Origin of the sequence: Mesorhizobium sp. B2-4-13 (genome assembly GCF_006658535.1) — a bacterium.
Taxonomy (GTDB): Bacteria; Pseudomonadota; Alphaproteobacteria; order Rhizobiales; family Rhizobiaceae; genus Mesorhizobium; species Mesorhizobium australicum.
This window is the reverse complement of record NZ_VFVB01000004.1, coordinates 452,554-464,519: the sequence shown is the minus strand read 5'-3', so window position 1 is coordinate 464,519 and position 11,966 is coordinate 452,554. Positions and strand designations below refer to the sequence as shown.

The following is an 11,966-nucleotide window of genomic DNA, read 5'->3' as shown; positions in this document are numbered from 1 at the left end:
TGCCACGCGGCGGTAGTGAGAGCCCGCGATCAACGGCCGTGTTCGGAAGCCGCTTCGGGATGCGAATCACGGGTTAAATTGGCTAAGGGCAATCCAAGGCCTCGCTGGTCGAGCCACGAAACTTGGCGTCCGTTTTCGCGAGCTGACAACAGTTCGGCATGCGCCATTTGCATCGCGAGCAACAGCGCCTGCACCTCATCAATCCCGTAGGCTTTCCGGGAGCGCAGACCTTCCGTCCACCCTATTTCATATCGGCATTGGAAGTCGCCACCCTGCTCGGGTTCTGGCCGGAAGAAACAGCACGGTACCTCCCTACCGTCTACCAGGAACAGTCTTCGGACAAAATCGACAGCAGCCATGCCATAAACTCCTCAGAACAGCGGCGGCTTGTTCTAGGGCGTCGCGCCTGGCGCTCAGATTACCGAATCGGTCCAGCGAACGACCTGCTTGGCCGCATCGCCGAAGGCAGTGTCGAGCGCGCCGACATAGGCCGGGTTGCCGCTGCCCGAAACGGGTGCCGATGCGGTGAAGCTCTTGGAAGCCTTCACTTCCCCGTTGCGGTCGTTGAGCAAGCGCACGAACAGGTTGACCTCGGCATGTTCGCCGCCATTGACGCGCACTTCGAAGGAGCGAACCTCGACGATCACCTGATAGTCGATCGCCAGCCCCTCGCCCGGCTTGCCGACGCCGGCAAAGCTGCCCGAGCGCTGGAACGTTTCGGCCAGCCGCGCCTGCACGATCAGCGGCAGGCGGTCGGCCCATTGCGCGCCCTTCAGATATTGGATCGAGCCGTCGGAGGGTTTGATGACGATGTTCTGGCTGTCCAGTGCCTTCAGCGCCGAAGGCTGGGCGATCAGGATTTGCTTGCGGCTGTGGCCATGCGCGTCGACCGACGGCGCCGACAGTTCGAACGTGTCGAGCGGTGCCGGCTTGCCGCCGAGCGCCGCGCAGCCGGCAACCGCCAGGACAAGCAGCGCCGCAGCCGATTTCAACCCGCCCGTTCCAAGCCTACTCAATCTCACGCGTGATCCCCGTTATCCCCTGATCGCAAGATCAACCCGCATTCACGAGCACTGTTCTTGCGGCGGGCCGATGCCGAAGTCAACGCCGCGCCCTGCCGTCGAACTGCCGAACCTCGCCGTCGCCGCCCGAAAGGATGCGCTGCGGATTGCGGCTGAGATCGGTCACCGCCTCCTCGATGCGGTTGATCGAGCGGCGGCTATCCTGCACCAGCGCCTCGACATTCTGCAGTCCCTGGCCCGAGAAGCGCGCCAGATTGTCAGTGATGACCCCAAGCCGGGCATTCAGCGTATCGGCGACCTGCTTGAACGATTTCAGCGTATCCCTGGCGTCGGCCATCACGCCGTCGGCCTGGCCCGAGCCGAGCAGCTTGTCGACCTTGGCGAGAATGCCGTCGACCCGCACAGAGGCGTCGTTGAGCCGTTGCGCCAGCTGCCTGGCGTCCTTGATCGTCTGGTCGATGTCGTCAGCCCGATTGGCGATCTTGCCGGTCACCTCCGCGATATCGGCAGCCGCCTTGTTGGCGCTGTCGCTGGCCTTCTGGATGTTGGCGAGCGCTTGGCGCACCTGCGCCGGATCGATGCCGTCGAGCACGCCGTCGACCTTGGCCAGCGTGCCTTGCGTCTGCTTGGCGAAATCGTTGACCGATCCCACCGCCGTATCGACGTTCCTGATCACACCGTCCAGCTGCTGCGAGGTTTCCTTGAGGTTCCCCGTTACCGCATCGACATTGGCAACGATGCTCTTGATCTTGTCCTTGTCGACGGCATTGAGCAGGCCTTCCGCTGCCTTCAACGTGCCGTCGAGCTTGCCTGAAACGCCTTTCAGCTCATCGGACAGCGCGCTGACGGCGGACAGGAATTTGTCGATCCCGTCGGAATTCCTGGCCAATGCATCGGAAAACGTCTGGACGTTTTGGACGGTCTGCGTCAGCGGCCCCCGCACATCCTTGGTGAAGCCTTCCAGCTCCGTCAGCACCTTGTCGGCACGGGTGAAGATGTTTTGCGCCGTCTGCAGCAGATTGGTCACGGCAGAAGGATTGGCGACGATCTCGGCGACCTTGCCTTCCTTCTCGGCCTGGTCGAGCAGCTTGACTTCCTTGGGGTCGGCGCCCTTGAGTTCGATATTGGCCTGCCCGGTGAGGCCGGCGAGGCCGATATCGGCCTGCGTCGACTTGGTGATCGGCGTCATCCGGTCGATCTCGGTGTCGGCGATGGCGACAGTCGGATTGTCGACGTCGATATAGACGCGCTTGACGTCGCCGACCTTGACGCCGTTGAACAGCACGAAGCTGCCGCGGCCGAGACCAGAGGCCGAGCCCGGAATGCGCACCCGCAGCAGCGTCGTCTCGCCCCTGTCGCCGATCGCCGCCGTCCAGTAGACGAAGGCGAACGCCGCCAGGATCGCAACCAGCGTGAAAATGCCGACAATGACGTAGTTGGCTCTGGTTTCCATTGCTTCACTTATGGCTATGCACGTGCGGCAAGATCAAGTTGCCGTGCGCGTTTTCCGCGGAAATAGGATTTGACCCACGGCTCCTCGCTCTTCAGCATGTCGTCGATCGTGCCTTCGACCAGCACCTTTTTCTTGCCGAGCACCGCCACGTGGTCGCAGGCGGTAAACAGCGTGTCGAGGTCGTGGGTCACCATGTAGACGGTCAGATCCATGGTGTCGCGCAGCTTGACGACCAGTTCGTCGAACTCGGCCGCGCTGATCGGATCGAGACCTGACGTCGGCTCGTCGAGAAAAACGATGTCGGGATCGAGCGCCAGGGCGCGGGCAAGTGCCGCACGCTTGATCATGCCGCCGGAGAGTTCGGAGGGAAACTTCTGCGCCGCATCCGGCGGCAGTCCGACCAGCTCGATTTTCAGCAGTGCCAACTCGTCCATCAGCTTTCTTGGCAGATCGAGATATTCGCGCATCGGCACCTGCACGTTCTCCATCACGGTCAGCGCCGAAAACAGCGCCCCATGCTGGAACAGAACGCCAAGACGCATGTCGATGCGCAGCCGCTCGAGATCGCTTGCCTTGTCGACGTCGACGCCAAACAGTTTGATTGTTCCCGACTGCTTGGGCATCAGTCCGAGAATCGTTCGCAACAGCACGGACTTGCCGGCGCCCGAGGCACCGACGAACCCCAGTATCTCGCCGCGCTTGATGTCGAGCGACAGTTTGTCGAGGATCAGCTTGTCGTCGATGGCAACGGTGACGTCGTGCACCGAAAGCACGATTTTGCTCTCGTCCGGCGCCTCAGTCGTGATTCCGTTTCCCTTTGCCATGTTACTAGAACTGGATCGCTGCGTAGAACATGGCGAAAAGTCCGTCGAGAATGATGACGACGAAGATCGACTTCACCACCGAAGCGGTCACGTGCTGCCCGAGCGATTCGGCACTGCCGCCGACCTTCATGCCCTCGACTGAAGCGATCGTGCCGATGATCATGGCCATGAACGGCGCCTTGATCAGCCCGGCGAAAATCGTGCTGAGATCGATTGCGACACGCAACCGGTCGATGAAGGCAGCGGGGGGGATATCGGAGTAGAGCCAGGCCGCGACAATGCCGCCGCCGAGCGCGGCGAAATTGGCGATGATCGTCAGGCAGGGCAAGGCGATCACAAGGGCAACCAGACGTGGAAAGACCAGGACGCCGATCGGATTGAGGCCGATGACCTTCAGCGCGTCGACCTCCTCGCGCATCTTCATCGAGCCGATTTCGGCGGTGATCGCGCTGCCGGAGCGGCCGGCGATCATGATTGCCGTCATCAGCACGCCGAGTTCGCGCAGGATCAGCACGCCGACCAGGTCGACGACGAAGATGTCGGCGCCGAAATAGCTGAGCTGATAGGCACCCTGCTGGGCGACGATGGCGCCGACGATCGCCGACATCAGCACCACCACGGGGATAGCGCCGACGCCCATGCGATCGATCTGGTTGAAGATCGCCGCCGGATTCACGGCGTGGCCACGGCCGAGCTTCATCTGCGCGCCGCGGATGGTGGCGCCCAATATGTTCATCGAGGCGAGGAAATCGTCGCGCATCTCGTAGACCCGCCGGCCCACCGCCTCCAGTGCCCGAATGACAATGTTGGGTGGTCCCGCCGGTCCGGCTTCGGGTTCGCGCCGGACGGCCTCGCTCACTGCTTCGAGCAGGATGGAAGCGACGTCACTTTGGCCTTGCAGCCTTACCTCGACATTCTTCTTCTCGAAGACGCTGACCAAGCGGTCGATCAGCCAGGCGCCGGCGGTGTCGATCTTCTCGATTTTCGAAAGATCGAGCGCCAACATCTTGAAACCGCTTCGTTTCTCGATCTTGCGCATCTCGGCGTCGATCAGCGCCACCGTCCGCGTCGTCCAGATCCCGGAGAACGCACAGCCGAGGACCCCATCCTCCTCGCCGACCGCGACGCGCGGGTCGTGGTCAGCCCCCGAGGCGGTCGTGCCGCTTGCGTCGCGTTTGCCGATGGTCAACATAGCGTCCTGTTTAGCCTGATGGGTCCGACCTTGTCGATTTGCCGACAACCCTTCTCGCATAGCCGGAGCAGAAAAATATGGCGCGTGTCATTTCGGTCGAGGCCGAACGTTTTCCGATCGCCGGGACCTTCACCATTTCGCGCGGCTCCAAGACTGAGGCCGAGGTCATCACCTGCACGATCAGCGACAACGGTCATGTCGGTCGCGGCGAATGCGTTCCCTACAAGCGCTATGGCGAGACCATGGACGGTGTGAGCGGCGCGATCGCGGCGATGCGCGACCGGATCGCCGGCGGGATGGACCGTGCCGCCCTGCTCGACGCAATGCCTGCCGGAGCGGCGCGTAACGCCGTAGACTGTGCCTTGTGGGACCTTGAAGCCAAGATCAGCGGCAATCCGGTGGCGAACGCAATCTGGCCGGCCCCTTTGCATCAGCTCGAAACCGCCTACACGCTGTCGCTCGGCGAACCGGAGGCGATGGCGGCGCAGGCCCGCGCCAATGCCGGCAGGCCGCTGCTGAAGGTCAAGATCGGCGGCGACAACGACGCCGCCCGCATCCAGGCGGTGAGGCAGGCGGCGCCCGGGAGCCGATTGATCCTCGACGCGAATGAAGGCTGGACCGACGACAACATCGTCGCGAATCTCGCTTTTGCCGCGAAGCAAGATATCGCCTTGATCGAGCAGCCGCTGCCGGCGGGCCGTGACGGCATCCTGCGCCACATAGCCCATCCGGTGCCGATCTGCGCTGACGAGAGCGTCCATGAAGCAGGGAACCTCGAGGCGCTTGTCGGCCTCTACGACGCCGTCAACATCAAGCTCGACAAGTCCGGCGGACTGACGGCGGCGCTCACCTTGCGCGACCGCGCCCGTGAGCTGGGTTTTGGCATCATGGTCGGCTGCATGGTCGGCACGTCGCTGGCAATGGCGCCGGCGGTGCTGCTCGCGCAAGGAGCGGATTTCGTCGACCTCGACGGCCCGCTGCTGCTTGCCCGGGATCGTGTGCCGGGTCTCGTTTACCAGGGATCGCTCGTCTCACCCCCGGACCGGGCTCTGTGGGGCTGAGCGCGCGGCAAACCCGATCAGCATAAGGCCGACGATCGCGATCGGGATCATCGCCAGGAATCCATCGACACCGAGACGGTCATAGAGCGGGCCGGAAACAAGCGTAACGGCGGCCATGAAGAAGCCGTTGAAGAAATAGGCGATGCCTTGCGCGGCACCCGTGCGCTCTTCGGAGACGGTCTCGCCGATCATTTTCTGCAGGCCGATCAGCACCATTGCGACAGACACCGAATGCAGCGACTGCACGGCAAAGAAGCCGGCGATGCCGAGGCCGAGCGGCCATATCAGTGGAAAGATGATCCAGCGCACAACGGAGCCGACGCCGGCAATCACCATCACCTTGACGACAGACACGGAGGCGAAAATGCGATTGAAAAACAAAAACATGCAGACTTCCGACACCACGCCCCACGCCCACAGCAGGCCGACAACGGAATCGCTGATGCCGATCGATTTCCAATAGATGGAAACGAAACCGTAGAGGAAGGCGTGGCTGGCTGTAATGATGCCGACGCCAAGGGTGAAGGAGAGGAAATAAGCGTTGAACAGGCTTGGCGCCGCATGCTGGATTTCCACTGCCGACAGCGGCGAGGCCTTTCGCGGCCGTCCCATGCGCGGTGCCAGCAGGCCTGCGATGAGTGCCGCGCCAAGGGCAAGGAATATGATCACCGGGACGGCTCCAGGGCCACTGGCCGCCAGGATGAAACCGCCGGCGACATTGGCCAGGAGATAACAGATCGACCCCCATTTGCGCATGCTCGCATAATTGGCCCCGAAGCGGCGCACGCCCGAGAGCGCCAGCGAATCGGCGATCGGCGAATGTGGCGTCCAGACGATGGTCAGCACCAGCGATACCGCCAGCACCGTCGCGTATGTCGGGGTCAGGAAGTATCCCGCGGACAGCAGCAGCGATGCGGCGACGAGCACGACATAGACATCGGCGCGGTCCCTGGCTCGATCGGCAAGTGTGGTCAGCAGCGGCGTCGTTACGACGCGCAGGAACATCGGCGCCGCCAGAATGACGGCGATCTGCTCGGCATGAAACCCCTTGGCCTGCAACCAAAGCGGGAAATAGGGCAAATGGGTGCCAAGCGATATGAACAACGTGCCGAAGATCAGGCTCATGCGCAGTTCAAAACGGCTCGGCTTCACGAGTTGTTCGGGCAAAAGCGGTGGCAGCGGCATGAATCGATCCAATGACGCTGCGCTCAACGACCGGCGAGCAGCGCAAGCCGATCCTTAACATGAGGAAAAACCGGACGAAACCGGCTGGACCAGTCGATTAACACCAGAAATTGCAGGGCCCGCTTCCGCCTCAGGCCGCCTGCACCACCCTGTCCTCGATCAGCAGCGGGATGAAGGGCTCGTCAAGCGCTTCAGGCAATACATGCGCCCAGGTCAGGATTTCCATGCGGCCGTCGAAATGCTCGACCACGGCGGTGCAGCTCTCCACCCAGTCGCCGGTGTTGATATATTGTACGTCCCCATAGCTTTCGATGGCGGCATGGTGGATATGCCCGCAGATGACGCCGTCGACATGCGAGCGTCGCGCTTCCTCGCTGAGCACTGTCTGGAACGAGCCGATGAAGTTCACCGCCTTCTTGACCTTGACCTTGGCCCAGGACGAAAACGACCAGTAAGGCAGGCCGAGCAGCTGGCGCAACCGCGTGATCACCCGGTTGACTTGCATGGCGGCGTCATAGGCATGGTCGCCGAGATAAGCGAGCCAGCGCTGGTTGTGGACTACGGTGTCGAACTGGTCGCCATGGATGACCAGCAGCCGCCGGCCATCGGCGGTTTCATGGATGGCGCGGTCGGCAACGACGATGCCGCCGAAATGCACGCCCTGGAACTGGCGGGCGAATTCGTCGTGATTGCCGGCGATATAGGTGATCGAGGCGCCTTTGCGCGCCTTGCGCAGCAGTTTCTGCACGACGTCATTGTGGCTTTGCGGCCAATGCCAGCTGCGCCTCAGGCGCCAGCCGTCGACGATATCGCCGACCAGATAGATGATGTCGGCATCGTGGTAGCGCAGGAAGTCGATCAGGAAATCGGCCTTCGCCGCCTTCGAGCCCAGATGGACATCGGAAATGAACATGCTGCGGAAAGTGCGGGGCTCTTGGCCTGACATCGCGGATTCACCCTTGCTTTCGAGCAGCCTATGCCCCGATTCATGCAACAACCGTATGACGGTTGCGATTGGTCCAGCGCTGGCGCTAGCCTGCCGGGCAAATCAAAGGAGAAAATCGTCATGGATCTCGGTATCCGCGGAAAGAAGGCCATCGTCTGCGCTTCGAGCAAGGGGCTTGGCCGTGGCTGCGCCATGGCGCTGGCCGAGGCGGGCTGCGACATCGTCGTCAATGGGCGCAATGCGGAGCTGGTCGCGAAAACCGCCGCGGAACTGCGCCAGCGCCATGGCGTGACGGTGACGGAAGTGGTCGGCGACGTTTCTAAGCCGGAGATACAGAAAGCGCTGCTCGCCGCCTGTCCGGAACCCGACATCCTCGTCAACAACAATGGCGGACCGCCATTGCGCGATTTCCGCGAACTCGATCGCGGAAAAATCCTTGAAGGCGTGACCCAGAACATGGTGACGCCGATCGAACTGGTGCAGGCGGTCATTGACGGCATGGCTGCGCGCGGCTTCGGCCGCATCGTCAACATCACCTCGCTATCGGTTTATGTCCCCATACCCGGCCTCGACCTGTCATCGGGCGCGCGCGCCGGCCTGACCTCGTTTCTCGCCGGGGTGGCGCGCACGGTGATCGAGCGCAACGTGACCATCAACAGTCTCTTGCCCGGCAAGCTCGACACCGACCGACTGCGCGGCCCGCATGAGGCTGGCACGCCGGAGGATCCCAAGGCGGCCGCGGCGCGCAAGAGCCGCATCAGTGCCGACGTGCCGGCCAAACGGCTCGGCACGCCGGAGGAATTCGGCCAGATCTGCGCCTTCCTCTGCTCGGTCCATGCCGGCTATCTGACCGGGCAGAATATACCCGTCGATGGCGGTCTCTATGTCAGTGCTTTCTGACCAGGACGTCGGCAAAGCGCCGGGAAACATCCGGCATGCAACAGCCGTAAGTGCCTGACATCTAGAGATCTTCGACGCGCTGGCGCTTAAAGCTGCCGGCGCGTCAATTAGCGTCGCGAAAAACCTTGGCCTCATGCTAAAAGGACTCCCGAAGCAGGTTTCGAGGAGCGGCCGCATGGAAGGCGAGAACAAGAAAACGGCACGTTCGGACCTCGACGAAGCCGCGCTCTATTTCCACAAGCACCCGACGCCGGGAAAGCTCGAGATCCAGGCGACCAAGCCGCTCGGCAACCAGCGCGACCTGGCGCTCGCTTATTCGCCCGGCGTCGCCGCCCCTTGCCTCGAAATCCGCGACAATCCGGCGACGGCCGCCGACTACACGGCGCGCGCCAACCTGGTCGGTGTCGTATCAAACGGCTCGGCCGTGCTCGGCCTCGGCAATATCGGGCCGCTCGCCTCCAAGCCGGTGATGGAGGGCAAGGCGGTCCTGTTCAAGAAGTTCGCCGGCATCGACGTCTTCGACATCGAGATCGACGCGCCGGAAATCGAGCGCATGGTCGAAACCGTCGCCGCTCTGGAGCCGACCTTCGGCGGCATCAACCTCGAGGACATCAAGGCGCCGGAGTGTTTCGAGGTCGAGGAACGCCTGAAGGCTCGCATGAGCATACCGGTGTTCCACGACGACCAGCATGGCACCGCCATCATCGTCGCTGCCGCCGTGCTCAACGGACTGGAATTCGCCGGCAAGACCGTCTCGGACATCAAGGTCGTCACCTCCGGCGCGGGTGCTGCCGCCCTTGCCTGTCTCAATCTTCTCGTTTCCCTCGGCGTGCGCATCGAGAACATCTGGGTCACCGACCGGTTCGGCGTCGCTTACAAGGGCCGTGTCGACGAGATGGATCGTTGGAAAGACCCTTATGTGAAGGACACCGACGCGCGCACGCTGGCCGATGTCATCCCGGGCGCCGATGTTTTCCTCGGTCTCTCCGCCGCCGGCGTGCTGAAGCCGGAACTGCTGCAACACATGGCACCGAAGCCGCTGATCCTGGCGCTGGCCAATCCCAATCCGGAGATCATGCCGGAAGTGGCGCGCGCGGCCCGTCCGGACGCTATGATCTGCACCGGACGGTCCGATTTTCCCAATCAGGTCAACAATGTGCTTTGCTTCCCCTACATCTTCAGGGGTGCGCTCGACTGCGGCGCCAGCGCCATCAACGAGGAGATGAAGATGGCGGCGGTGCGGGCCATCGCCGCCCTTGCCCGCGAAGAGCCTTCCGATGTCGCCGCGCGCGCCTATTCCAGCGAGACGCCGGTCTTTGGCCCCGAATTCCTGATCCCCTCGCCCTTCGATCCGCGCCTCATCCTGCGCATTGCGCCGGCGGTGGCCAAGGCAGCCTGCGACACCGGTGTGGCAACACGGCCGATCACCGACTTCGCCGCCTATATCGACAAGCTCAACCGCTTCGTCTTCCGCTCCGGCCTGGTGATGAAGCCGGTGTTCTCTTCCGCCAAGGCCTCCAGCGCCAAGCGCGTCATCTACGCCGACGGCGAGGACGAGCGCGTACTGCGTGCCGCCCAGGTTGTGCTTGAGGAAGGCATCGCGGAGCCGATCCTGATCGGCCGCCCGCACGTCATCGAGGTCAGGCTGAAGCGCTATGGCCTGCGTATCAAGCCCGGGGTCGATTTCGGCCTGATCAACCCGGAGGACGATCCGCGCTACCGCCACTATGTCGACCTCCTGATCGAACTCGCCGGCCGCCGCGGCGTGACGACGGAGGCCGCACGCACCATGGTGCGCACCGACAACACGGTGATCGCCGCACTTGCGCTGAAGCGCGGCGATGCCGACGCCATGGTCTGCGGCCTCGAAGGCCGTTTCGAGCGGCATCTGCGCAATGTGACGCTGATCATTGGGCCGCGCACCGGCATCAAGGACCGAGACCTGTCGACGCTATCCATGCTGATCTCGCAACGCGGCATCATCTTCCTCACCGACACCCACGTCTCCGTCGACCCGACGGCCGACGAGATCGCCGAGATGACCGTGCTGGCGGCGGAAGAAATCCAGCGTTTCGGCATCGAGCCGAAGGCGGCGCTCTTGTCGCATTCGGATTTCGGCTCGCGCGATTCGCCGAGCGCCCTGAAGATGCGTCAGGCCGCGGCGATCCTGGCGCGCATCGCGCCGGAGCTGCAATGCGACGGCGAAATGCACGCCGATTCCGCTTTGTCGGAGCATCTGCGCCAGCGCGTCTATCCGCATTCGCGCCTGAAGGGCGAAGCCAATCTCCTGGTGTTCCCGAACCTCGATTCGGCCAACATCACGCTGACGGCGCTGCGGGCCATGATGGATGCCTTGCATGTCGGCCCCATCCTGCTCGGCACCGACAAGCCGGCGCACATATTGACTCCCTCGGTGACCTCGCGCGGTGTGGTCAACATGACGGCGCTGGCGGTGGTCGAAGCCGCGCATAAGGCCCAGGCGATCGCCAATCTGGACTGAACCGGCGGTCGCGATCGGATTGATCCGGCCCCGATTGAGGTGTGGTGGCGACGCGCCACGGACCGCATTGGCGGGATCGAGTGTTGCGAACCGACAACTCTTAACCGAGTAATCCGGCATCGGACGAATGCGGATTTCTCGGACCGGGTCAATTTGATATGGTCACACCGTCTGATCGGGCGGTGAAAATGTCATGAGAGCCCTGTTGCTCGCTTCGGCAATGCTGACTGTGATTGGCGGACAGGCGTTCGCCGCCGACGCCATCGGGCTGGGCCCGGCCGCGCATGACTGGTCCGGCGTCTATGTCGGCGGGCATCTCGGCTATGGTTTCGGCAAAACCGACGCGACCTACAACCTGCCAAATACGCCAGCGATCCGCGGCACGCAGGACTACGACATCGACGGCTTTCTGGGCGGTGTCCAGATCGGCTACAATTACCAGGTCCATTCCGCGGTTCTGGGGATCGAGGCCGATATTTCGGGCGCCGATATCAAGGGGCATTCCGACGAGGTCAATGTCGGCGGAGGCGATGTCTACGACACCAAGGTGGATTGGTTCGGATCGATCAGCGCCAGGGCAGGCTATGCGTTCGGCAGCACCCTTGTCTACGGGACCGGCGGCCTCGCTATAGGAGGTGTCGAGAACCGGTATCTCGATGGCCCCGCCGACAGCTATTCCGAAAAGAACACCAAAATTGGCTGGACGATTGGCGCCGGGCTGGAGCAGGCAATCACCGATCATTGGTCGGCAAATGCCGAATACCGATATGTCGACCTGCGGGATCAGACGATCAACTACGCGCCCAACTCCAATACGACTTTCGACAACACGTTCAGTACCGTCAGGATCGGGATGAACTACAAGTTCTGATGGCCCACCCGG

Annotated in this window: 11 protein-coding genes; 4 read left to right on the top strand and 7 right to left on the bottom strand. The window is 62.7% G+C overall.

Annotated features, from left to right (window positions below; translation table 11 throughout):
• Window positions 1-29: 29 nt before the first annotated feature.
• From FJ936_RS14150 to FJ936_RS14130, 5 genes are all read right to left on the bottom strand, one after another.
• The gene (locus FJ936_RS14150; RefSeq protein WP_140716830.1) at window positions 30-359 is read right to left on the bottom strand and encodes a hypothetical protein; all 330 of its coding nucleotides are present in this window, start codon (window positions 357-359) and stop codon (window positions 30-32) included.
• Window positions 360-413: 54 nt separating this feature from the next.
• Window positions 414-992 carry an ABC-type transport auxiliary lipoprotein family protein gene (locus tag FJ936_RS14145; protein WP_181171514.1) on the bottom strand — a complete coding sequence of 193 codons (579 nt, stop codon included), beginning with the start codon at window positions 990-992 and terminating at the stop codon, window positions 414-416.
• Between the two features lie 109 nt (window positions 993-1,101).
• Window positions 1,102-2,475 carry an MlaD family protein gene (locus tag FJ936_RS14140; RefSeq protein WP_015317667.1) on the bottom strand — a complete coding sequence of 458 codons (1,374 nt, stop codon included), beginning with the start codon at window positions 2,473-2,475 and terminating at the stop codon, window positions 1,102-1,104.
• 14 nt (window positions 2,476-2,489) lie between these two features.
• Window positions 2,490-3,299, bottom strand: coding sequence for an ABC transporter ATP-binding protein (locus FJ936_RS14135; protein WP_140793511.1), 810 nt, complete (start codon window positions 3,297-3,299; stop codon window positions 2,490-2,492).
• Window positions 3,300-3,303: 4 nt separating this feature from the next.
• Window positions 3,304-4,491: an ABC transporter permease gene (locus FJ936_RS14130; protein ID WP_015317665.1), complete on the bottom strand. Its 1,188-nt coding sequence runs from the start codon at window positions 4,489-4,491 to the stop codon at window positions 3,304-3,306.
• Window positions 4,492-4,568: 77 nt separating this feature from the next.
• On the opposite strand from FJ936_RS14130, the gene dgcA reads away from it, so the two are divergent.
• Entirely contained in the window at window positions 4,569-5,552 is a 984-nt protein-coding gene (gene dgcA / locus FJ936_RS14125) for an N-acetyl-D-Glu racemase DgcA (RefSeq protein ID WP_140664281.1), read from the top strand.
• Here the strand turns inward: dgcA and FJ936_RS14120 are convergent.
• On the bottom strand, window positions 5,523-6,737 hold the full coding sequence (locus tag FJ936_RS14120) for an MFS transporter (RefSeq protein ID WP_140793509.1): 1,215 nt from the start codon (window positions 6,735-6,737) through the stop codon (window positions 5,523-5,525). The genes dgcA and FJ936_RS14120 overlap by 30 nt on opposite strands.
• Window positions 6,738-6,867: 130 nt before the next feature.
• Window positions 6,868-7,683 carry a UDP-2,3-diacylglucosamine diphosphatase gene (locus FJ936_RS14115; RefSeq protein WP_140616254.1) on the bottom strand — a complete coding sequence of 272 codons (816 nt, stop codon included), beginning with the start codon at window positions 7,681-7,683 and terminating at the stop codon, window positions 6,868-6,870.
• A 120-nt stretch (window positions 7,684-7,803) separates the two neighbouring features.
• On the opposite strand from FJ936_RS14115, the gene FJ936_RS14110 reads away from it, so the two are divergent.
• From FJ936_RS14110 to FJ936_RS14100, 3 genes are all read left to right on the top strand, one after another.
• The gene (locus tag FJ936_RS14110; RefSeq protein ID WP_141906687.1) at window positions 7,804-8,583 is read left to right on the top strand and encodes an SDR family oxidoreductase; all 780 of its coding nucleotides are present in this window, start codon (window positions 7,804-7,806) and stop codon (window positions 8,581-8,583) included.
• A gap of 175 nt (window positions 8,584-8,758) precedes the next feature.
• Window positions 8,759-11,083 carry an NADP-dependent malic enzyme gene (locus FJ936_RS14105; protein ID WP_140616250.1) on the top strand — a complete coding sequence of 775 codons (2,325 nt, stop codon included), beginning with the start codon at window positions 8,759-8,761 and terminating at the stop codon, window positions 11,081-11,083.
• Between the two features lie 193 nt (window positions 11,084-11,276).
• Entirely contained in the window at window positions 11,277-11,954 is a 678-nt protein-coding gene (locus FJ936_RS14100) for an outer membrane protein (protein ID WP_140793173.1), read from the top strand.
• Window positions 11,955-11,966: the final 12 nt, after the last annotated feature.